The organism is Peptostreptococcaceae bacterium, assembly GCA_016649995.1.
GTDB lineage: Bacteria > Bacillota > Clostridia > Peptostreptococcales > BM714 > BM714.
This window is the reverse complement of the sequence record JAENWJ010000014.1, coordinates 1-22,725: the sequence shown is the minus strand read 5'-3', so window position 1 is coordinate 22,725 and position 22,725 is coordinate 1. Positions and strand designations below refer to the sequence as shown.

Genomic DNA, 22,725 nt, shown 5'->3' with positions numbered 1-22,725 from the left:
CAGCAGTATGTTTGATGTTATAATTCAGTACTTCATAGAAGATGGAAACTTCGACATCTTTGAAATTAATGAAACGCTCTTCTACTTTGTACAAAAGACCCTTTGAGTTTATTTGTCGCTTTCCATGCGACCAATTGATTTTACGCAGGTGTTATCCTTAAACCATAAAACATAAGGAGGGTGACATCATGAAAAAAGATTTAACTGAACTTGTTTTCATCTTGGATAGAAGCGGATCAATGAGTGGGCTGGAAAGCGACACAATCGGGGGCTACAATTCAATGATGGCAAAGCAGAAGAAAGAGCCGGGAGATGCTTTTGTAACAACGGTGCTCTTTGATGACGGCTACGAACTTCTGCACGACAGAATCAACCTTCGCGGGGTAGAACCCATTACAAGCAAGGAGTATTTCGTTAGGGGAAGCACGGCGTTGCTTGATGCAATTGGTAAAACCATCAACAAGATAGGAAACGCGCAGAAGCAGACATCCGAAGACGAGAGAGCCGAGAAAGTAATATTCGTTATTACCACCGATGGAATGGAAAATTCAAGCCGCGAATTCACCTACGAAATAATCAAGAAGATGGTGGATAACCAGAAAATGAAGTATGGCTGGGAATTCATATTCCTTGGAGCCAACATCGACGCAGTAGCCGAGGCAAGGCGCTTCGGAATTACTGAGGACAGAGCTGCCAGGTTTAACTCAGACTCTATAGGGACATCGCTCAACTATGATGTGGTGGGAGAGGCCGTTAAGAATCTTCGCTCCAATCGAACCGTGGCAAGAGAATGGAAAAAGCGCATAGACGACGACTATAACGAGCGGGGCGAAAAATAATGTACGCATCGTTTGAAACAAGAGGGATAGTTAAATGATGAGTATTTGCAAGGGATGCGTGACTTAACCGCACTCCTTGCTTCTTTTTTGCAAGGTATTGTGAAATAGAAAGGATATCTTGGATTATTTTACAAAAGTCCGTATTCAACGAAATGGGGACGGGGGCTATATCGTTGATTTTTTATTCCGATGGTTATCCTGTTGAGTATGGTAAAATCAAGATAGAAATAAGGATTGAATATAAAACAAGATGTATTGAAACAGGGAAAGGAGAATCGGATTATGGAAATAGTAATTGGTCTTATTAGTGGCATCTTTATAGGATTTATGGTTGGCAGATCTATAGCAAATGCAAAATCGAGGGTTGAGGTGCAAAGTGCTAAGGACGATGCTAAAAGGGCTTATAACGAAATTGAAATTGCTTACGAAAAACATAAGGCTACATCTGATGAAAGACTGAAGGCATTTGAAAAAAGGGATAGAGATACGGAAAATGAAATTGTGTCGCTTAAAATGGATCTTTTGGAAAGGGAGAAACAATCGGCTTCCATAAGCGGCGAATTGGCAATGGCCAGAGCAAACTATAGCGCTGCAAGTAAAACAATAGAGGAAAAGAATAGAGACATAGTAAAAAGCAATGAAGACTTGGAGTCGCTGAAAACAGATTTTCAAAAGAACAATAGGGATTTTGCTATTGCAGAGGCATACAACGAAGCGCTTAAAGAAAAACTTGAAACCCAAAAGGCTGAAATCGAAGAAATCGGCAATAAATTCAATGCGGAATTTGAGAATATTGCAAACAAGATATTTGAAACTAAAACCGAAAAATTTACCCAGCTGAATAAAACAAACATGAAGACCATACTTGACCCATTGGGTCAAAATATAGAGGACTTCAAGAAGCAGGTGAATGATGTATACAGCAGCGAGTCGAAGGAAAGGTTTTCCTTGGGGGAAAAGGTCAAGGAGCTGGCTAAGCTTAATCAAGTGATAAGCGAAGAGGCCAGGAATTTGACGAGGGCGCTAAAGGGTGAAGCGAAAACCCAGGGATGCTGGGGCGAGATGATTCTGGAAAGTATACTGGAGCGCTCAGGTCTTCGTAAAAACGAGCAATATTTTATGGAAATGGAACTGAAGGATGAAAAAGGCAATGCTCTCAAGTCCGATTCTGAAGGAAAGAAAATGCGCCCTGATGCTGTAATTAAATACCCCGATAGCAGGAATGTTATCATCGATTCGAAGGTTTCGCTGAATGCGTATACACGCTACAATACTGCTGAGGATGCCGATGTCCAGAAGCTAGAACTTGATGCCCATGTTAGGGCTATAAGAAACCATATAGTTTCACTAAGCACAAAGGGATACGACGACTATGACAAATCCCTGGACTTTGTAATGATGTTTGTTCCAAGTGAGCCGGCCTACATAGCCGCTTTGGAAGGGGATCCCGAATTGTGGAATTTTGCCTATGACAAGAGAATACTGCTCATTAATCCAACAAACCTGATTACCACGCTGAAAATAATAGTCGATCTTTGGAAACGCGAGTATCAGAATAGGAACGCGCTAGAGATTGCGGATCGAGGAGCAAAGCTTTACGACAAATTTGTGGGCTTTGTGGACAACTTGGAATTGGTGGGTAAATCTATAGACAAGGCGCAGGATAGATATCAAGATGCTTACAAGCAATTGTATACGGGCAATGACAATCTGGTGCGTCAAACTACGAAGCTTAAAGAATTGGGACTAAAGACAAAAAAAGAATTACCGGAGGGGCTGGTCAATTATTCTGAAAACAGAGAGCGGCCACTTCGCGTTGCGGAAAGCGCTGAATGATTTGCAAATATATGGAGGATTAATATTATGGGGATTTTAGATGCTTTGTTTAGTAATAATGGGAATATAGGAAAAGGATTTGAATTTTTCACAAAGGGTAATAGCTATGCGGTAGCGTATAACGCTGCGGGAGAGGTTGTTGCATATACAACGGCCTTAAGTGCCGGCAAACAGATTGTGGAAAAGTATATTGAAGGTGCTGGGATTGATGAAACTTTTATTAGATATGAAGAAGAATTTTATAGAAGCAAGGACGGATTTATTGAGAAAAATGGAGACAGACAAATTTGCATAGTAGACAAGGAATTGATGCTGAAAAAAGATGTTGAGGAATTAATGGAAAAAGTAGAGCTGATTCCGGACAGAACTAATAGATGGATGAATGGACTAGATAAATATACAAAAAAATAATATATAGATATAAATCAACGATATAGCCCCCGTCCCCATTTTGTTGATTTTATTATTTTTATATGCTTTTGAAGATGCTAAGGTCATCCCAAACAAGGAGTGTTGAGTTGGAGGGTGTTCCTTCAAAGCTATCGATGAAATCCTTATAGAATCTCGCGCCTAAATGGGTGTATATTCTTTCAGCACGGTCATTTCCTTTAACAATGCAAATGGCCATTTTTTTATATTCGCTTTTGCATGCATATTCGCCGATTTTAAGAACAAGCGCCTTGCCGATTCCTTTGCCTTGCGCGGACTTTTTTATGTGAAGGGAATCAAGCAGGATACAGTTTTCTAAATCGGTATATGGCTTATATGCCGAGAAACCGATAACTTGATTTTTTTCATCTAATGCAACAAAACCCCCATGGGAGATTGTATGTAAATATTTCAGCCATTTATCTCTTGAATGTTCATGCGTCATTCCATTTAAAAAGGAATCAGGCAATAAGTTTCGATATGTAATTTTCCAATTTTCGTTGTATATGTCTGCAATAGCAGGAACATCACTATCCTTTATTGGCCTAATAAGCATATGAATCCACCTCCCGGGCAGTCAATTATCTTTTAAAAGAGTCTGTTAAATACATATAAGAGCCCTTAATAAAAATATATATCCTAAGCATTGTTCTGTCAAACAATTCATTGCAAAGGACAAGGGTGTTTAAATATAAAGTATAATACTACATGGTTGCGTTGTGTACTCCATTTGTTTATGATAAAAACAGATGAGCAAACAGAAGGGGAAACAGATGGATTTTTTTAAGATATTGAAGGAAAAGAACAACATAATATTGAATGATGGCCAGAGGAAAGTGGCAAGCCATAAAGACGGGCCAATACTTGCCATAGCGGTTCCCGGTTCGGGGAAGACGACAACAATGATGTGCCGCACCGGATTTCTTGTTGAGAAACACGGGGTAGACCCGCGAAGGATTCTTTCGGTTACCTTCAGCAGAGCTTCTGCCATTGATATGAAGAATCGTTATTCTACAATATTTTCACGCAGTCAACGCGAACCGGAGTTTTCAACAATTCATAGCTTTGCAAACAGATGTATAAACAGGTTTGACGGTGAGAGGTTGAGGTCGGTAAGTATCATGGGAACCCGGGGGTTTCCTTCACAGGAAAAACTGGTTGGATCCGCATTCAAAGCAATTAATAAATATGCAGACTCCGAAAAAGTCAAAGAAACAGCAGTATTGATTGGATACACTAAAAACTCAATGCTTGATAATGAAGAAATTTTGGGACTCAACAAGCAGATTGAGAGCTTCGATAAAGTACTCGAATGCTACGAGAATTTGAAGATTGAAAACAGTCTTATTGATTTTGACGACATGCTTCAAATGGCCCATAAGCTACTTAAGGATAGTCCGGAGTGCCTGAGGTTTTATCAGGATGCCTATGACTACTATCAGATAGATGAGGCGCAGGATACCTCAAAGCTGCAGCATGAGATATTCAGCCTGCTCGCAAGCCGGTCGGAGAATCTGCTGATGTGCGGGGACGAGGATCAGAGCATCTACGGCTGGAGAGGAGCCGCTCCGGGCTACATGCTTGAATTCGGGAGACGCCACACGGGGGCGGCTATAACGAGGCTTGAGAAGAATTATCGCTCGACGAAACATATAGTGCGCGCGATGAATAAGGTTATTAGCATAAACGAGAATAGATACGAAAAGACCATGACAACAGACAACGAAGAAGGGGAACCCGTAAGAATAGAAATTCCGGAATCCGTGCTTGAGCAAAACAGACTAATAGCAAAAGAGTTGGATTCGCTCAATGATGGTGAAACAGCAGCTGTGATTTATCGCCGTAACCGCTCTGGATTTTTGATGGCTCATGAGCTTTGGATGAGCAATATACCCTTTAATATAGAAAAAAGCCGTATAAACGAATTCTTCTTGAAAAGTGTTTTCAAGGATGTAACATCCTTTTGCAAGCTTGTAGACAATCCCTTGGATATAAAATCTTTTAGGCAGATTTATCATAAGATGGGGCTTTTTATAAACAAGGGGAGCATGGAAAGCCTTGTTCAAAACGGAGGTTTAACAGAGTCAAACATACGAAATTCGGTTTCTGGAAAGCAAAACATAGAAAGATTCAATAAAAGATTGCAGGAAATTAGGCGATTAAAACACATGCCGGTTCGAAATTTATTTGAGGAATTAGAGGATGGCTGGGGCTATGCGGATTATCTCGATGATGCAGGCGATGCATACGGCTATAGTAAAAACTCTAGTAAGGCCATGTTCAACATAATGAAGGATATGATTGTAGGGAATGAAACGCCGATTCAGTATTGCAATCGTCTCAGAAACTTTTGGACAGCCATTGCAAATATGGATGAAAGTGCCAGTGTTAGCCTGTCCGCCGTGCATTCAGTTAAGGGGCTTGAGTTTGACAGTGTCTATGTAATAGACCTAGTGGAAGACGAGTTCCCATTCCATGCGGCGACAAATGGAAGCGGACTTTCGGGGGGATCCTTGGAAGAGGAGCGATGCCTCTTCTATGTGGCAGGAACGAGGGCAAAGAGCAGGTTGTGCCTTTTGTCGCCAAGAAATTTTTATGGTGAAAATGATGCTGCTCCGTCTGAGTTTCTTATTGAAACAGGAATCGCATTGCCAAAAAAAAAGAAAAAAGCTATTAAAATAAGCAATGCAGAGAAACATCATCCTGAGACAGAAAGAATATCTATTGTAAAATCTGCCGGAGCATTTTATGGAAATGCCAAGGCTGAAGCGAATGATTTAGATGAGTTATACAAGAGGTCGGCTCTGAAACGAGTGCCGGAGCCCGGAATGAAGTTTGTTGCAGCAAGGGATGAATTGAAAACGGGAAAGAGAGTTTTGGTGAATAAGTTCGGTCCGGGCATAATTAAGAAAGTAGACAATTTGAAAGACAAGGTTTCCATAAGAATTGACGGTAAAACTAAGGCTTTCAGAATCAGCATCGTATTGCAAAATAGACTTATTCAGCTTGAAGAGGAATAAGCGCGTGTTTAAACCAATTACTAACAAGAACACAATGCGCATGGATATTTAAGGCGTTGTGAAATGTGTAAGTAGTCAGGTCAATGACATTTAATGAAATTGGTACAAATTGAAAGAGGCCCGGAACTACCGGAGCCTCTTTCCTATTTAAAAATTATGCATCAAGGAGTGCCATTATTTGGTTGACGTCTTTGTCTCCCCTGCCGGAAAGGTTCATTATGATGATATTGTCCGAGGGAAGGCTTTTCGCGAGCTTTATGGTGTATGCTACGGCGTGTGAGCTTTCAAGGGCGGGTATGATGCCCTCTGTCTGAGACAATATGGCAAAGGCTTCAAGAGCTTCGGCGTCTGTTGCCGATTCGTATTTAGCCCTGCCGGAATCTTTGTAGAAGCTGTGTTCCGGGCCTACGCCTGGATAATCAAGTCCGGCGGCTATTGAATGAACTGGAAGGGGTACGCCGTATTCGTCCTGCAGGTTGTAGCATTTGAATCCGTGTATCAGACCGGGTATGCCCTTTGTAAGTGTGGCGGCATGATCGGGAGTGTCGAGACCCTTTCCGGCAGGTTCAACGCCCACCATTTTAACTGAAGCGTCATCATGGAATGGGCTGAAGAGTCCTATTGCATTGCTTCCTCCTCCAACGCAGGCGACTATATAGTCAGGCAAACGGTTTTCCTTTTCGATTATTTGTCTTCGCGCCTCTTTCCCTATAATGCTCTGGAACTCCCTAACCATTACAGGATAGGGATGGGGGCCGACTGCAGAACCAAGAAGGTAGAAGGTTGTGTCGGCATTTTCTACAAAATCATTTAGGGCCGCATCTACTGCCTCTTTTAGTGTGCCGTCGCCGTCAGTGACCGGAACGACTTTTGCGCCCAGGAGCTTCATGCGATAGACATTAAGTGATTGGCGCTTGATGTCTTTTTCGCCCATGTATATTATGCAGTCCATTCCGAAAAGAGCGCAGACTGTAGCAGCAGCGACGCCATGTTGTCCTGCGCCTGTTTCGGCTATGATTCTTTTTTTGCCCATTCGTTTGGCAAGAAGGGCCTGTCCGATTGCATTGTTTATTTTGTGTGCGCCCGTGTGGTTCAGGTCCTCGCGCTTTAAATATATTTTTGCTCCGCCTGCTTTTTGGGTTAGGTTTTCAGCATAGTACAGGGGGTTTTCCCGGCCTATGTATTCCTTTTGGTAGTATGCAAGTTCTTCCTGAAAGTCCGGATCGTCTACGTATGTGAAGAAAGAGTCTTCGAGTTCCTTTAGGACTGCTTCCAGGGGCTCGGGGACAATGGCGCCTCCGTAATTTCCGAAATATCCGTTTCTGTTTTTCATTTCATATCCTCCATAGATGTTGTTTTTTAATGTTTATGCCGTCGTTTTCATGCGGTATTCTACGCCACGCAGGTTCCATAATGAATTCCCCCTTTGCAAAAAATAAGAAAGCCCTCTGCAGCAAAAGCTACAGAGGGCGTATTAACGCGGTACCACCTCGTGTCGACCGGAAAAGGTTCCGATTCTCTTATCGGATACGGGCTTGGCCGATATCCTATCTCTCTAACGGGAGAATCCCGTGTTGCATACTATCACTTTCGTGGGTTCAGCGCCAGCTCATGAGTCCATTCGGTATGTTTCGCGATGTCGGGTTTCCACCTGTTCCCGGCTCTCTACAATCGGTCTGCAAACTTACTCGTCTCAATCAATGCTTTAATGGATTAAGTTATTGTAATTGATTTTATAAAAAATTTAAAGCAGTGTCAAGGGATTTTTAAATATTAACAAAAAAAATGGTGGTTGCCCGCAATAAAACTGTGCAAGCATGGTATTAAATTGGAATACTGATATAATTAATAAAAAAAGAAATGGAGCGAAAGCTATGAGTATTGCCATAAGGGATGCATTAAAATTGAAACATCTGACAGCATTCAGGCAAATTGCAGGGGCAGAAGGCCTGGACCGAGTTATAGAGGCGGTCGGAATACTTGAGCATGAAATTCATTCTGGAATGGAGGGCTCTTTTTATAAAATTACAAAGATATGATGGGCTTTGATAGAAGTCTGATATATAGTGAAACCATAAGGAGGATGCCATGATTGGAATCAAAGAAATAGAAAGCGCGTATGAAAGAATAGAGCCACTGATTACCAAGACAGAACTTGAAAAAAGCCTGCATCTCAGCTCGGAGGAAACAGAGGTTTTCATGAAGCTGGAATGCCACCAGAGAATCGCAAGAAGCTATAAGATAAGGGGTGTGCTGAGCAAGCTGCTTTCATTAACGGATAAAGAACTGCGTCAGGGAGTTACTGCTGTTTCATCGGGAAACCATGGAGCTGCGCTTGCGTACGGGGGGAGCCTTCTCGGTGTAAAAAAGGTTGAAATCTTTGTTCCGGAGACCACGCCTCTTCCAAAGGTGCAGAAGATGGAAAGATTTGGTGCGAAGGTTCGCATGGTGGGCAAGAATTTCGATGAGGCCCACCATGTGGCGGAAGAGAAGATTCTTGAAACGGGACTTATAGAGGTAAGTCCCTACGAGGATCCTGTGGCTCTTGCTGGGCAGGGTACGGTTGCACTTGAGATTTTGCGTCAGAATCCCCTAATCGACACATTGGTCGTTCCCATAGGGGGAGGCGGGCTGATATGCGGAATTGGTGCATATGCAAAGGCGTTTAATCCCGATATTCGCATAATAGGGGTGCAGACCGAGGCGTGCCCGGCAATGGTGGATTCAATGCGGGACAATGTTTGCCATGAATACTACGAATCGAAGGAAAGCGTTTGCGGCGCGCTCATAGGAGGCGTTGGCAGGCTCCCGTTCAGTATGGCTTCAAGTTGCATAGATGAAGTGATTATTGTTTCCGAAGAGACAATTAAAAGGGCTACATTTCTTATGATGAAGAATGAGAGAATAATGTGTGAGCCATCTAGCGCAATTTGCTATGGGGCATTTATTGATAACAGGGGAATTTTTGAAGGTAGAAAAACTGCGCTTGTGATTTCCGGAGGGAATATTTCCTGGGAAATGACAAGGCAGATTATAGGTGTTTACGACAAGGAGGAACGTCATGTTCAAGGTTAGGGTTTTGAATCAGGAGAATATAAAGAAGGTACTTGATATGAGCTCTGTAATAGATGCCGTGGAGAGAGTTTATGTATTGAAGCATCAAAAGAAGGCAGATGTGTTTCCAATGGTATTCCATGAATTTGAAAGAGGCGTTGCCGACATGGACATAAAGTCGGGCTATCTTAAGGAAGCGGACATCTTTGGGCTTAAGCTTGTGTCGTGGTTCGGTGAAAACGGAAAGAAGAATCTTCCGGCCCTCATAGGTACAACCCTTGTATTTGATGGAAAAACGGGTGTCCCCGTGGGGCTCCTAAGCGCAGAACATGTAACGGGAATGAGAACGGGCGCGGCTGGCGCGATAGGAGCCAAATATCTGGCTAGAAAAAATTCAGAGAGTCTTCTGATGGTGGGCACGGGACATCAGGCTCTGTTCCAGATTGGTGCTGTTTTGACTGCTCTTCCGGGAATAAGGAAGGTCATGGTTCACAGCCCGAGGACGAAGGGGAAAGCTGAAAAATTCTGCGAGGGAGTAGAGGAGAATCTTAGAAGCATGTTTCCGGGTATTTCATTCCAAGCGACCTTCGAGGCGGTCAATAATCTTGAGTCGGCTGTAGGAGTAAGCGACATCATAATAACGGCAACTCCGTCTAGGAAACCAATGATTCTTAGGGAATGGGTTAAACCGGGAACCCACATTAGCTGCATAGGGGCGGACATGGAAGGAAAGCAGGAGATTGACGAGAGCCTCTATGAGATTGCAAGGGTCTTTGTCGACGACTTCAATCAGGCGGCGGCGGTGGGCGAGACGGCGACGGCGGTTGCCAAGGGAATAGTCAACATTGAAAATCCTCTGCTGGAGATAGGGGAAGTCATTTCAGGTGAAACAGAGGGACGACTTAGTGAGGATGACATAACCATTTTTGATTCGACGGGCATAGCGCTTCAGGATCTGATGGTTTCAAAATTGGCGTTGGATAAGGCAAAATTGCTTGGAATAGGCGATATTATAGATTTGTAGAAAAAGGGAGGAAGCAAAAATGAAAATCAAGGATTTTGGTGTGGAGATGTGGATGAACAAATATGAGGATTTCTGCGAAGTGAACATGGCAGAGACCTGTGTGCAATCATTTGTAGTTGAAGAGCTCATCGAGCTTTCAGGAGAGCCGAAGGAAAAGGTTGTTGAAGACATAATGAAAATGCATCTTACCTATGGTGCGATACTAGGCTCAGACCGTTTGCGAAATGAAATAGCGGGTCTTTATGAGACTGCGAAGATTGATAATATTGTTACCACCCATGGGGCAATAGGCGCGAATAATCTTGTGCTGACTTCCCTGGTGGAACCGGGAGACAAGGTGATTTCGGTGCTTCCGACCTACCAGCAGATGTATTCCATTCCGGAAGCCATAGGAGCAGAGGTGTCGATACTCCAGCTTAGAGAGGAGAATGGATTCCTTCCCGACCTAAATGAACTCGAAGCGTTGGCGGAGGGCGGAGTCAAGCTTATTTGCATAAACAATCCTAACAATCCGACAGGCGCATTGATGGATGAGGCTTTTCTAAAGGAAATAGTTGCCATAGCTGAAAAGGCTGGGGCGTATATCTTGGCTGACGAGGTTTACCGCGGCCTTAACCATGAAGGGAATCCCTTTATGACATCTGTATTCGATCTTTACGAAAAAGGAATCAGCACTGGGAGCATGTCCAAAACATTTTCTATGGCTGGGATTAGAACTGGCTGGATATGCGCACCAAAAGATGTTATGGATGAGGTGTTAAAGCATCGCGATTATAATACAATCAGCTGCGGAATGATTGATGAATATCTTGCCGCATTGGCTCTTGAAAATAAGGATAAGATTATTGAAAGGAACTTGAAGATTGTAAGGGAAAACAAGAAAATGCTTTCTGATTGGGTTTCCAAAGAGGAGAAAATAAGCTATGTAGAGCCGAAGGCCGGAACGACCGCTTTTTTGAAATACGATTTGGACATGGATTCAGAAATCTTTTGCAAACGATTGCTTGATGAAACAGGTGTAATTTTACTTCCCGGAAATGTGATGCAGATGGAGGGATATATTAGGATAGGATATGCGAACGACCCTGTCATTATAGCTGAGGGGCTGAGGAGGATATCAGAATTTGTGAAATCGCTTTAAAAAACGGTTCTTTCGGACCTTTTCAGATTGAAACTCTTGAATAAAAAAGCCGGCTCAGTTGGAGCCGGCTTTGCTTTTGGTTACATTTCGCGTTTCCAGAACTTGGGCGACATAAGGGCTATTACAGTGAAGAGCTCCAGCCTTCCAATCAGCATTAAGAATGAAAGAAGCAGCTTGCTTAAAACGGAAAACTCAGAATAGGTGTGTGTCGGACCAACGAAACCAAATCCCGGACCTATGTTTCCTAGGGTTGCGGCAACGGCGCTTGTCGCACCCAAAAAATCTATTCCCTCGAGTGAGATTGCAACCGATCCAAGTATGAATATAAGCATGTAAAGCATGAAGAAACTTGATATGTTAAGGAGTGTGTCTTCCGCTATCGGATTGTCACCGAACTTGACAGACACTATTGCGCGTGGGTGCAAGATCTTGGTAAGCTCCCTTTTGATTAGCTTTATCAGTGCAAGAATACGAACAACTTTGATTGAACCGCCTGTCGACCCTGCGCATCCCCCAACGAACATCAGCATGAAAATGATGCTTCTTGAGAAGGCTGACCATTTTTCATAGTCGAAGGTGGTGTATCCTGTAGTGGTCATTATTGAGCTTGCCTGAAACAGTGAGTGCGTGAAGGATTCAAACCAATTGTGATATATATGGAAATTGTTGTCGATTGTTATTGCAAGAACGCATACGGCTAAGATTCCAAGATAGAATTTCAGCTCTGTGTTTTTTATGACATCTCTCCACTTTCCCTTGAAAAGGCTGTAGTAGAGTGCAAAGTTTGTACCCGCCATTATCATGAAAACAGATATGACATTAAAAATGTATGGGCTGTTAAAGGCGCCTATGCTTGAGTTTCTTGTCGAGAAGCCTCCAGTTCCAAGTGTTCCGAAGGTATGGACGGCGGATTCAAATACCGACATGCCTCCAAGCATTAGAAGCAGGAATTCTGCGAGAGATATTACGATGTACGCCGTGTAGAGTATCTTGGCGGTTTCCATTATTCTTGGGGCAATCTTGTCGGCTACCGGTCCGGGACTCTCCGCCTTGAACACATGGAAGACTCCTGTGCCCATTATTGGAAGAATAGCAACCGCGACAACCAGTATTCCCATGCCTCCAATCCAGTGGGTGAAGGAACGCCAAAAGAGGATCCCCATTGGGAGCACCTCTATATCATTTATTATGGTGGCGCCTGTCGTGGTGAAACCTGATACGGTTTCAAAAAAAGCGTCTACATAATTGGGTATGCATCCGGATATGTAGAAGGGAAGGGCCCCTAAAAGGGAAGCGAAAAGCCAACCAAAAGTTACTATGGCGAGGCTTTCCTTTACCTTGAGCATTTTGCTTTTTAATGGGATCCTAGTCAAAGCAAAACCAATTAATGCTGTTATGGCTATACTTATAAGAAAGGGGATGGTGTCGCTTTGTTGGTGAGCTACTGAAATAAGAAGAGGCGTAACCATTCCTAGTGCTATTATTAGCAATAAATATCCCAATACTTTGAATACCATTCTATGATTCATTATCGGCCGTCCTTTAAGGGGAAGAAAGAGTCGAGTTTTGTTACCTCGGACATGAGAGAGAAGACTACAATCCTGTCTCCTGCTTGTATGATTGAATTTCCATTTGGAATGAGGACCTTGCCGTCGTGTACTATCGCTCCGATTATGATGCCTTTTGGAAGATTAAGATTCATTATCGGTTGCTTAAGAAACTTCCAGCTTTTAGAGGCTATAATTTCGCTTACCTCGGCCTGTCCATCAAGAAGTAGGGAGACTGAAACTACCTTGCCGCCCCTGATGTATTTGAGTATGTCGCTTGCAGTTATGTTGACAGGATTTATGGCTAGGTCTATTCCAAGTTTTTCGATTATATGCACATAGCTCTGTCTTGAAATTTTTGCAATTACCTTTCCTATATTAAGCTGTTTTGCCCTCAGAGACATGAACAGGTTTTCCTCGTCGTAGCCGGTGACCCCTATGAAAGCGTTCATATCGGAAAGATCTTCCTCTTCAAGGAGGTTGGCTTCTGTTCCATTTCCGTGGATTACCAAGACATTGTCGTTAAGTTGGTCTGCGAGTTCCTTGCAACGTTCAAGATTGGCTTCTATAATCTTGACGCTAATATTTTTTTTGAAAGGCGTTCGGCCAGATAGTAACCTATCTTTCCTCCGCCTAGAATCATGACCTTCTTAATAGCCTTGTTTCCTATTGGTTCCTGAAGGTTCTTGGCTATGCTTTCTATTTTGTTCTTTTGCCCTATTACATATATTATATCGTTTTCCTTTAGAATAGTTCCCCCGTGCGGAACAATAATCTGACCATCTCGCGATATGGCGACTATGAGCAGCCCGTCCATGTAGCTAAGTTCGCTGACGCTTTTATTTGCGTAAGCGGGAATATTTTTAATATTGAAGTTGACAAGAGAGACCTTTCCCATTGCGTAGTTGCCGAAGTAGAATGTATAGCTTTCCATCAGATACCTGAGTATCTCGTTGGCGGTTGCAAGGTCGGGGTTTACCACATGGTCTATGCCGTATGTTTTTCTTGCAGCCGAGTTTCTTGGCCATGGAGCTGATTAGTATGTTCGTTTCGTCGTTGCTTGTTACAGCAATAGCCAGATCGTAGGATGAAATATTGAGCTTTTCGAGAATTTCCTTTCTCGCTCCGTTGGCATTTATGGTCAATACATCCATATGGTCTTTCAGTTTGCCGAGGACTACCGGATTGCTGTCCATTATGGCGACATGCATGTTATTGCTAAGCATCGAAGTCGCAAGTTTTGTGCCGAGTTTTCCGGCTCCTATAATAATTATTTTCATAAGGCACCAACCTTTTTAGTCTTTATAAATTGAAAGATATGCAAAAAAAATGGAAAGTTATCGTAATTTAACCTTCCTTTTCAAATATATCATAACTATAACAAAGAGTTATATCTATATAAAGGATTTGTGGGAATTTGACCGTGATTTTCAAAAGAAGCGATTGTAATTGCATAAATTGTAGTATTAATCATGAAAAACTATAATAGGGTTTGACGGCAAATCGAATATTGTGGAAAAGTGAATAAAAGAGATGGAGTCTGTGGAGAAAACCGATTATTTTTCGATTCCTCCACAGGCTTTTATGATGTTCATCATTTCCATAGGGTTTTGAATTATATATTCGGGCTCCATAGCCTTGAGCTTTTCATAGCCTGCTATGGTCCATGCAACAAGTACGAAGGGGACTCCTGCGTTTTTTGCGGCAAGCAGGTCGTGCCTGCTATCTCCTACGAATATGGTATTCTCTGTGTTGGAATCCAAGTGTTTCATAGCCTTTAAAAGTCCTTCAGGATGAGGCTTGCTGTTTTCGACATCGTATTTTGAAAGCACTATGCTGAAATACTTTGATAAGCCAAATTTTTCAAGACCGTGGCGTATTCCATCTGTTCCCTTGCTTGAAACTATTCCAATTGCAAGTCCTTTATGGTGAAGAGCCTCTAACATTTCACGAACTCCGACGAACTCCTTAGTAAGATCGTCTCTGCGGCTGTTGTACAATTCGCGGTAGAGAGTGAAGAATTCCGAGTAGTTTGATTTTAATTCATCACCGCTTAGGCCGTATATTTGGGCCATTTGGTCTTTTAGCGGTTTACCGAGCATATCGTCGAAGTCTTTTGCAGTAAGCTCCTTTCCTGCGTATTTTATTGATATTTCGTTTAGTGTAAGTTTGATGATTTCGTTTGTGTTTACTAGTGTGCCGTCGAAATCGAAAAGAATTGTTTTAATCATTTAATCAGGCCTCCTTTGTGCATCAAGAATATTATACATGAAAGCGGATGTTTACAAAAGAAAAGGATTGTTAAGCGTGAAAACCAATTGGGTATCAATTAGAAAAGTTCGATAATATTATTTGATGCGGAGGGAAAAGATGACGGATCTATACAGAAAGCATTTCATGAAGCAGAAGATGATGGAAAGGGTTATTTTTGCGCTTTCGCCGGCTGCAATAGGGGCGGTTTGGTTTTTTGGCTTAAGGAGTTTGCTTCTTATAGGTATTTCCGTTTTATTTGCCTGCCTTGTCGAATGGTTTTTCGTTCGCAATAAGGGAGGGAAGATATCCGAGGCCGCGCTGGTGACCGGGCTTATATTTGCTCTTTCTCTTCCACCCAAAACGCCGTTTTGGATTGCGGCAGTAGGGATTTCGTTTGGGATAGCTTTCGGGAAAATGGTATTCGGGGGCTTCGGAACAAATCTTTTTAACCCTGCAATAGCAGGGCGCGCATTTGTATACATATCCTTCTCAAAGCCATTAAACGCAGAGTGGACCGGAGTGGCGCAGGGCAGTTTTGGCGGTTTTTCGTCATACTTGGGAGCGAATATTCAAGGGGTTTCAACAGCTACGCCGCTTGCTCTCTTCAAGAATGCGGGGGAAATGCTTCCGCATTCTAAGCTTATATTAGGAAATATTGCAGGTTCCATGGGTGAAACAAGCGCAATCCTTATTCTGATTGGGGCGGTATATCTTCTTAAGACAAGGGTGGCTGACTGGAGACTGATGGCAGGAATGGCGGGCGGATTTGTTGCGCTGTCGTCTGTTCTAAGTCTGATGCAACCTGAAATTGTAGCAAATCCATTATATGGGGTGCTTTCGGGTTCGTTTCTTTTTACAATGGTGTTTATAATAACTGAACCGATTTCGGCGCCCAAAACACCAAAGGGCAAGCTTATATACGGATTCCTGATAGGATCGATTGTGGTAATAATCAGGGGATACGGCCTTTTTTCAGAGGGAACAACCTTTGCGATACTTATTGGAAACACGTTCGGTCCCCTTATAGATGAAGGGGTGCGTTATTTTGAAAAAAGAGCAGAGAAGGTGATAGCCTCATGACGGAAGGAAGGGATAAAGCAAAAAGGCCATTGCAGGAAACATATTACTATCCAGTGATTTTCATGGTGGTTGTGACAGTGGTTTTCATATCGGTCTTGGCATATCTAAATGACTCTACAAGGGAAACAATCAAGAGAGCCGGCGAAATTAAAGAGAGGGAAAGCATATTGTATGTCCTCGGGATAGAGAATGACTCTTCGTTTGACGGTATTTTGGCTGCATATGACGAGCAGGTTATAGAAGAGGATTACGGGTATGTTGCCCAAAAAACAGGTGATGTGGCGTTATTCTTTAGCGGAAGCGGACTTTGGGGCGAGATGGAGGGCTTCATTTCGATTTCCGGAGACATGAAAACCTTGGAGGGCTTGACCTTTACCACGCATAGCGAAACCCCAGGCTTGGGGGGGCGCATTGACGAGTTGTGGTTCAGGGAGCAATTCAGAGGAGTCGCGCTGGACGTTGCGGAAGGCGGTCCACTTGTATACAGACCGGAGCCGGGAGGCAATGTTGACGCTATTTCAGGGGCAACAGCTACTTCAAAAGCCGTGCTTAAAATACTTAATCCATTTTTAAGAGATAAGATTGATGAATTGAAGGGAGGCGAGTAAAATGGCCAAGCTTAAGGCAAGGGATGTTTTCATAATGGGAATATGGAAGGAAAACCCTGTGGTGGTACAGGTTTTGGGAATCTGTTCCGCACTGGCTGTAACAAATAGGATGAGCAATGCTTTTGTCATGGGTGTTGGGTTGATATTTGTGACGGCTTTTTCCGAGCTGACTGTATCACTTTTAAGGAGATACACTCCAAAGCATATACGCATGATGGTTCAAGTTTTAATAATTTCCGCTTTTGTAATAATAGTGGACATCTATCTTAAGGCCTACTTGCCGACAGTAAGCAAGGCCCTTGGTCCATATGTGGGGCTTATCATAACCAATTGCATCATAATGGGTAGGTGCGAGGTGTTTGCCCAGAAGAACAGGCCGGTGATATCATTTCTTGACGGAATTTTCAATGGAATAGGTTACACTGCGGTGTTGCTTATAGTGGCTTTCGCAAGAGAGCTTCTTGGGTTTGGAACACTTTTCGGGATACCTGTGATGGGGTCCGGATGGACTAACTGGGTCATAATGATAATGCCGCCGGGAGCCTTCTTCATGCTTGCGCTGGTTGTTTGGGGGGTCAATACATTGAGGGACAGGCGGGAGATTTCCGAAAGTGCTGAGGAGGCGAAAGCGCGATGACTGAACTTAATCCTTTTGTTTTGTTTACGGCATCAATCTTTACAAGCAACATGATCTTAGCAAATTTTCTTGGAATGTGCTCCTTCATAGCTGTCTCCAAGGATATAAAGACATCCCTGGGATTGGGACAGGCGGTAACATTTGTGCTTACATTCACTACCGTAATAAATTATTTCCTATACAAGTATGTGCTCATACCGATGAATCTTGAGTATCTAAGATACATAGTATTCATAATAAGCATAGCGGCCTTTGTTCAATTGGTTGAGATGATTGTGGAAAGGCATTTGCCGGTCTTGCATCATGCGCTGGGAATTTTCCTTCCTCTGATAACGGTAAACTGCGCTATTTTGGGTGTTTCGCTTTTCATGGTGATACGCAGATACAGTTTCATCCAGTCCCTTGCATTCGGATTCGGTTCCGGTGTTGGGTGGACAATGGCGATTGTCGCATTGGCAGGTTTAAAGAAACGTCTGAACGAAAGCCGTGTCCCCAAGGGTCTTAGGGGGGGCGGAATAACATTAATAATAACCGGGCTCATGGCTCTCGGGTTCATGGGTTTTTCGGGTATGGTGCAGATATCTTGAGGGAGGGGATTCTATGAACGACATTGTATCTACGATTGCCATAATGTCCGGAATAACGGGATTCCTTGCTTTTCTTCTTACACTTGCCAAGAGGACCGTCGGTGATTATGGAATGGTTGACATTACAATAAACGGAAAGAAGAAGCTTGAGGTACGCGGAGGGGATACCCTTTTGTCGGCATTGTCCTCCGAAAAGATATTTATTCCATCGGCGTGCGGAGGCAAAGGGACCTGTGGGTATTGCAAGCTAAAGGTAATTGAAGGCGGGGGCGCAATACTTCCTATGGAGGAGGGCCTCATTTCAGTCGAGGAAATAGATGCGGGTGTGCGTCTTGCTTGCCAGATAAAGGTAAAGGAACCTATAAAGATTGAAATTCCGGAGGATCTATTCAACGTAAGAGAATACAAGGCTGTTGTCAGAAAAATCGAAGATATAACTCCTAAAATCAAGCATCTTGTACTCGATATCCTTGAGGGAGGAGAAATTGATTTCAAGCCGGGGCAGTATGTTCAGCTTGTGGCTCCTCCTTATGCAGAGAGTGACGAGTCGGTTCAGAGGGCATACTCAATAGCCTCCTGCCCTACTGACAAAAATTTCATAGAGCTCATAATAGGCTATGTGGAGGGAGGAGTATGTACGACCTACGTCCACAAGTACCTAAAGGAAGGAGACAGCGTTAGCTTCAACGGGCCTTTTGGAAATTTCTTTTACAAGGACAATGACAGGGAAATGATAATGGTGGCAGCAGGGACGGGCATGGCGCCAATACTTTCCATTCTAAGAGCCATGAAAAGCTCCGGGATAGAAAGAAGATGCTTATTCTTTTTCGGTGCAAAGAATAGGGACGACTTGTTTTTCATGGACAAGATGCAGAATCTTGAGGAGAGTTTATTCGATTTTGAATTCGTTCCGGCTCTTTCCAGAATCGGTCCGGAGGACGATTGGGAGGGTGAGCGGGGAAGAGTGACGGAGCCTCTTCTAAAACATCTTGAACATATTGAAAATAAGGAGGCATATCTTTGCGGGAGTCCCGTTATGATTGACGCAATAGTCAAGTTGCTAATTGAAAAGGGCATGGACGAGGAGCGTATCTATTACGACAAGTTCTAGAGAGGTCAGGTTCGTAGGGCATTCGAACTGTGATATAATGTCAATAGGAATCTTTTAAAGGAGGAAATTGATGAGCGTGCATATAGAAGCTAAAAAAGGGGATATAGCTGATACAGTACTTTTGCCAGGAGATCCGTTGAGAGCAAAATTCATAGCCGAAAATTTTTTTGAGGATGCCTTTTGCTATAACAAGGTAAGGGGCATGTACGGATACACCGGAACCTATAAGGGGAAAAGGATATCGGTACAGGGAACCGGCATGGGAATGCCGTCGCTTTCAATCTACGTCACAGAGTTGATAAATGAATATGGTGTGAAGAATTTAATAAGGGTGGGGTCCTGCGGATCCTACCAAGAAAATATAAAAGTCAGGGATGTTATTGTCGCTCAGGCCGCATCGTCTGATTCAAGCATGACTGATCGCTGGTTTGGAGGAATGAACTATGCCTCCTGCGCTGACTACGGGTTGCTTGAAAAGGCCGTCGAATCGGCGAGAAGAAATGGGATAAAAGTAAATGTTGGAAATATACTCAGCACAGACCTTTTCTACAAAGAAAATCCGGATGAGTGGAAGACATGGGCTGCGTTCGGCGTTTTGGGAGTGGAAATGGAGGCTGCTGCGCTTTATACTATAGCTGCGAGGCGTGGAACAAAGGCGCTTGCAATTCTGACAGTGAGTGACAGTATAGTTACGGGTGAGTCTACAACCGCTGAGGAGAGAGAGAAAACCTTTAGGGACATGATTGAGATAGCGCTTGGCATATTCGAATAAACAAGGGGGGGCTAGGATGAAAAAAACAAAAAGGGAAAAGGACGTGCTCGAGAGACTGAAAGAAAACTATGAAAGCCTAACAGGGAGCCAGATGGCCATAGGAAAATATATGATAGACCATATCGAGGAGGTTCCTTTCCTTTCTGCGATCGAATTGGGTGAAAGGGTCGGGTTTTCAGATGCTACAATAATCAGGTTCGCTAGATCCATAGGGTATGAAGGGTACAGCGACTTGAAGAACGCAATAATAGTGGAAACAAGGCAAATAGCCACCCCTGATGAGCGTGTTCTTAAAAGCCTTTCGGACCTTAAGGATTCAGGAGACATGGGACTTCAGGTTGCTGAGCGGGATTTGAATAATCTTAAGTCATTTATTCTTGAAATAAGCATCGAAAAGATAGAAAAGACTGTGGAGCTTATATATGCCTCGGATACGATATATTTTATTGGATTGCACGACGGTGCGCTGGCTATGGACTTTTTGCTTATGCATATGAGGCGGATGGGCTTCAAGGTTGTTTCAATAACCGAGGGAGGCCTCGAAAACATAGAGAAGCTGGGAGCAGTACATGAGGGAGACCTCTTGATTGCAGGAAGTTTTCCAAGGTATTCAAAGACTACTCTTAATGCCGTGCGGTTTGCGTCAGAAAAGGGTGCGGCAGTGATTTCAATCACAGACAGAGAGCTTTCTCCTATAGGAATAAAAAGCGACATTGCATTCGTAGTTGAAACTGACAATACAGGCTTTTTTAATTCACATATTGTTACGCTGGAGCTGTGCAACATACTCCTGATAAAGCTCCTAGAAAAGAACAAGGAATTTGTATACAGGAATCTTAAGGAAACAATAGAAGGGTTTGAAATGTTCGACATGTATTTATAATTAGGGAGCAAATCAAAGCTATTAATACAAAACATACAGATAAAGGCGGGCCGCGGGATGGTGCCGTCTTTTGTTGCGTTTGAAAGTGTTCAGAGAAAAAAACATATATAGTTTGCCCTTGATATTGTAAATACTACAACAATGAAATACAATGTAGTAACAACGACAACAACAACAACAATAACAACAACAACAACAATGACAACGAGATCGGGATTTCAAGGAGGCTGCCATGGCGAAAGCTGTTGGGATTACGGAAACTGTTTTAAGAGATGCCCATCAATCGCTCATTGCTACTAGAATGAGAACGGATGAGATGGAACCCATACTGAAAAAAATGGACGAAGCGGGCTACCACTCGATAGAAATGTGGGGAGGGGCTACCTTTGACGCAAGCATGCGCTTCCTTTCGGAGGATCCGTGGGACCGTTTGAATAAAATAAGGAGAATGGTTAAGAATACGAAGCTGCAGATGCTTCTACGCGGACAGAATATTCTGGGGTACAAGCACTACTCGGATGACATTGTGGAGGAGTTTGTAAAGAGAGCTGTTTACGGAGGCATAGATATAATAAGGATATTCGACGCATTGAACGATACGAGGAATATGAGGAAGGCTATGGAGACCGCTAAGGCAGAAAATGCACATGCTCAGGCGGCCATTTCATATACGGTAAGCCCGGTTCACACAACGGCAATGTATGTTGAATTGGCGAAGGAGATGGCTGAAATGGGAGCCGATTCAATATGTATAAAGGACATGGCGGGGCTGTTGACGCCCTACTGCGCATATGAATTGGTGAGAGCCATTAAAGAAGAGGTAAATCTGCCTTTGCAGGTTCATTCTCACGAAACAAGCGGGCTGGCTTCGATGACCTACCTAAAGGCAATCGAGGCTGGAGCCGACATAGTGGATACGGCAATTTCACCTTTTTCAAGGGGAACTAGCCAACCGCCCACGGAATCTATGGTGGCGACTCTGAGAGGGACGCAGTATGACACGGGGCTGAATATGGATAGGCTAAACTGCATAGCCGAGTACTTCAATCCCATAAAGGAAAGGTACATGAAAGAGGGGCTTCTCGACCCCAAGGTTCTTGAGGTAAATATAAAGGCCTTGGTCTATCAGGTGCCCGGAGGGATGCTGTCGAATCTAGTAAGTCAGCTGAAGATGCAAAACGCAATGAATAAGTTTGATGAGGTGCTAAAGGAAATTCCCAGGGTGAGGGAGGATCTCGGATATCCTCCGCTAGTTACACCTACGAGTCAAATAGTAGGTACCCAGGCCGTGTTCAATGTAATTATGGGAGAAAGATACAAGGTGATACCGAAAGAAGTGAAGGCATACGTCAAAGGCATGTACGGAAAACCGACCGTTGAAATAAGCGAGGAAATAAGAAGAAAAATAATAGGAAATGAAGAAATCATTACCTGTCGCCCGGCCGATTTGATTCCTCCGCAATACGAGGCAGCGAGGAATAAGATAAAAGCCTATATGGAGCAGGGAGAGGATGTTCTTTCCTATGCGCTTTTTCCGGAGGTGGCTATGGAGTATTTTAAGGAACGCAGGGCCCTGAAGTATGGATTGGACGATACAATCGGAGATCAGAGGGAAGGGGTCTATCCAGTTTGATGAAAGTTTGGAATGCAAAAGCATAAAACCTAGATTCTACGTCAACAATTTAAAAAACACCCTCAAAGCCATAATACATAAGGGTTTCTTCAAAATTCAACTTTCACCCATTAGGCGAAAGTAAATAGCACAAAAATATGTTGAATTACCTGCTTTTGACACTCCAGATGTGGTAAGATAATAGTAACAAAAGTAGTGAAAAGGGGTCTTGATTATGGTTAACAAAATTGATTTTAAAGTTAAGAATCTAACATCAAATGCGGGTCTTTTT

The 22,725-nt window shown here is 43.3% G+C and carries 23 protein-coding genes; 16 read left to right on the top strand and 7 right to left on the bottom strand.

Annotated elements, in window-relative coordinates:
* Window positions 1-188 precede the first annotated feature (188 nt).
* The 3 genes from JJE29_04270 to JJE29_04260 all read left to right on the top strand — a co-directional run bounded on the left by JJE29_04270 (window position 189) and on the right by JJE29_04260 (window position 3,086).
* Complete coding sequence (locus JJE29_04270) at window positions 189-839, top strand: VWA domain-containing protein (GenBank protein ID MBK5251830.1); 651 nt, start codon at window positions 189-191, stop codon at window positions 837-839.
* 282 nt (window positions 840-1,121) lie between these two features.
* Window positions 1,122-2,675, top strand: a complete 1,554-nt coding sequence (gene rmuC, locus JJE29_04265; GenBank protein ID MBK5251829.1) for a DNA recombination protein RmuC — start codon at window positions 1,122-1,124, stop codon at window positions 2,673-2,675.
* Between the two features lie 27 nt (window positions 2,676-2,702).
* On the top strand, window positions 2,703-3,086 hold the full coding sequence (locus tag JJE29_04260; GenBank protein MBK5251828.1) for a hypothetical protein: 384 nt from the start codon (window positions 2,703-2,705) through the stop codon (window positions 3,084-3,086).
* A gap of 58 nt (window positions 3,087-3,144) precedes the next feature.
* On the opposite strand, the gene JJE29_04255 is transcribed toward JJE29_04260, so the two are convergent.
* Window positions 3,145-3,660 (bottom strand): GNAT family N-acetyltransferase, encoded by a 516-nt coding sequence (locus JJE29_04255; protein ID MBK5251827.1) that lies wholly within the window; start codon window positions 3,658-3,660, stop codon window positions 3,145-3,147.
* Window positions 3,661-3,877: 217 nt separating this feature from the next.
* Here JJE29_04255 and JJE29_04250 point away from each other — a divergent pair, with 217 nt between their 5' ends.
* Window positions 3,878-6,124 (top strand): ATP-dependent helicase, encoded by a 2,247-nt coding sequence (locus tag JJE29_04250; GenBank protein ID MBK5251826.1) that lies wholly within the window; start codon window positions 3,878-3,880, stop codon window positions 6,122-6,124.
* A 154-nt stretch (window positions 6,125-6,278) separates the two neighbouring features.
* Here JJE29_04250 and trpB read toward each other — a convergent pair whose 3' ends face one another.
* Window positions 6,279-7,457, bottom strand: coding sequence for a tryptophan synthase subunit beta (gene trpB / locus JJE29_04245; GenBank protein ID MBK5251825.1), 1,179 nt, complete (start codon window positions 7,455-7,457; stop codon window positions 6,279-6,281).
* Window positions 7,458-7,998: 541 nt separating this feature from the next.
* Here trpB and JJE29_04240 point away from each other — a divergent pair.
* Genes JJE29_04240 through JJE29_04225 form a run of 4 tightly spaced genes read left to right on the top strand, consistent with a single transcriptional unit; the run spans window position 7,999 to window position 11,343 of the window.
* A complete protein-coding gene (locus tag JJE29_04240; protein ID MBK5251824.1) occupies window positions 7,999-8,163 on the top strand; it encodes a hypothetical protein in 165 nt (54 codons plus the stop codon).
* A gap of 49 nt (window positions 8,164-8,212) precedes the next feature.
* Window positions 8,213-9,199, top strand: a complete 987-nt coding sequence (locus JJE29_04235) for a pyridoxal-phosphate dependent enzyme (protein MBK5251823.1) — start codon at window positions 8,213-8,215, stop codon at window positions 9,197-9,199.
* A complete protein-coding gene (locus tag JJE29_04230) occupies window positions 9,186-10,202 on the top strand; it encodes an ornithine cyclodeaminase family protein (protein MBK5251822.1) in 1,017 nt (338 codons plus the stop codon). Before JJE29_04235 ends, JJE29_04230 begins: the two co-directional genes overlap by 14 nt.
* A 19-nt stretch (window positions 10,203-10,221) precedes the next feature.
* Window positions 10,222-11,343, top strand: a complete 1,122-nt coding sequence (locus tag JJE29_04225; GenBank protein ID MBK5251821.1) for an aminotransferase — start codon at window positions 10,222-10,224, stop codon at window positions 11,341-11,343.
* A gap of 80 nt (window positions 11,344-11,423) precedes the next feature.
* On the opposite strand, the gene JJE29_04220 is transcribed toward JJE29_04225, so the two are convergent.
* The 5 genes from JJE29_04220 to JJE29_04200 all read right to left on the bottom strand — a co-directional run bounded on the left by JJE29_04220 (window position 11,424) and on the right by JJE29_04200 (window position 15,121).
* A complete protein-coding gene (locus tag JJE29_04220; GenBank protein ID MBK5251820.1) occupies window positions 11,424-12,872 on the bottom strand; it encodes a TrkH family potassium uptake protein in 1,449 nt (482 codons plus the stop codon).
* A complete protein-coding gene (locus JJE29_04215) occupies window positions 12,872-13,402 on the bottom strand; it encodes an NAD-binding protein (GenBank protein MBK5251819.1) in 531 nt (176 codons plus the stop codon). Before JJE29_04215 ends, JJE29_04220 begins: the two co-directional genes overlap by 1 nt.
* Window positions 13,403-13,455: 53 nt before the next feature.
* Window positions 13,456-13,788, bottom strand: a complete 333-nt coding sequence (locus tag JJE29_04210; protein ID MBK5251818.1) for a hypothetical protein — start codon at window positions 13,786-13,788, stop codon at window positions 13,456-13,458.
* On the bottom strand, window positions 13,754-14,170 hold the full coding sequence (locus tag JJE29_04205; protein ID MBK5251817.1) for an NAD-binding protein: 417 nt from the start codon (window positions 14,168-14,170) through the stop codon (window positions 13,754-13,756). The genes JJE29_04210 and JJE29_04205 overlap by 35 nt, the downstream gene beginning before the upstream one ends.
* 276 nt (window positions 14,171-14,446) lie before the next feature.
* Window positions 14,447-15,121 carry an HAD-IA family hydrolase gene (locus JJE29_04200; protein MBK5251816.1) on the bottom strand — a complete coding sequence of 225 codons (675 nt, stop codon included), beginning with the start codon at window positions 15,119-15,121 and terminating at the stop codon, window positions 14,447-14,449.
* 139 nt (window positions 15,122-15,260) lie between these two features.
* On the opposite strand from JJE29_04200, the gene JJE29_04195 reads away from it, so the two are divergent.
* The 8 genes from JJE29_04195 (at window position 15,261) to JJE29_04160 (ending at window position 22,454) form a co-directional block, all read left to right on the top strand.
* Complete coding sequence (locus JJE29_04195) at window positions 15,261-16,223, top strand: RnfABCDGE type electron transport complex subunit D (protein MBK5251815.1); 963 nt, start codon at window positions 15,261-15,263, stop codon at window positions 16,221-16,223.
* Complete coding sequence (locus JJE29_04190; protein MBK5251814.1) at window positions 16,220-16,831, top strand: FMN-binding protein; 612 nt, start codon at window positions 16,220-16,222, stop codon at window positions 16,829-16,831. The genes JJE29_04195 and JJE29_04190 overlap by 4 nt, the downstream gene beginning before the upstream one ends.
* 1 nt (window position 16,832) lies before the next feature.
* Window positions 16,833-17,468 (top strand): NADH:ubiquinone reductase (Na(+)-transporting) subunit D, encoded by a 636-nt coding sequence (locus tag JJE29_04185; GenBank protein ID MBK5251813.1) that lies wholly within the window; start codon window positions 16,833-16,835, stop codon window positions 17,466-17,468.
* Entirely contained in the window at window positions 17,465-18,055 is a 591-nt protein-coding gene (locus JJE29_04180; GenBank protein ID MBK5251812.1) for an NADH:ubiquinone reductase (Na(+)-transporting) subunit E, read from the top strand. The genes JJE29_04185 and JJE29_04180 overlap by 4 nt, the downstream gene beginning before the upstream one ends.
* Before the next feature lie 13 nt (window positions 18,056-18,068).
* Complete coding sequence (locus JJE29_04175; protein MBK5251811.1) at window positions 18,069-19,166, top strand: 2Fe-2S iron-sulfur cluster binding domain-containing protein; 1,098 nt, start codon at window positions 18,069-18,071, stop codon at window positions 19,164-19,166.
* A gap of 70 nt (window positions 19,167-19,236) precedes the next feature.
* Window positions 19,237-19,938 carry a purine-nucleoside phosphorylase gene (gene deoD, locus JJE29_04170; GenBank protein MBK5251810.1) on the top strand — a complete coding sequence of 234 codons (702 nt, stop codon included), beginning with the start codon at window positions 19,237-19,239 and terminating at the stop codon, window positions 19,936-19,938.
* Between the two features lie 16 nt (window positions 19,939-19,954).
* Window positions 19,955-20,821, top strand: a complete 867-nt coding sequence (locus JJE29_04165; protein ID MBK5251809.1) for a MurR/RpiR family transcriptional regulator — start codon at window positions 19,955-19,957, stop codon at window positions 20,819-20,821.
* Between the two features lie 232 nt (window positions 20,822-21,053).
* Window positions 21,054-22,454 (top strand): oxaloacetate decarboxylase subunit alpha, encoded by a 1,401-nt coding sequence (locus tag JJE29_04160; protein ID MBK5251808.1) that lies wholly within the window; start codon window positions 21,054-21,056, stop codon window positions 22,452-22,454.
* The last annotated feature ends 271 nt before the right edge of the window (window positions 22,455-22,725 follow it).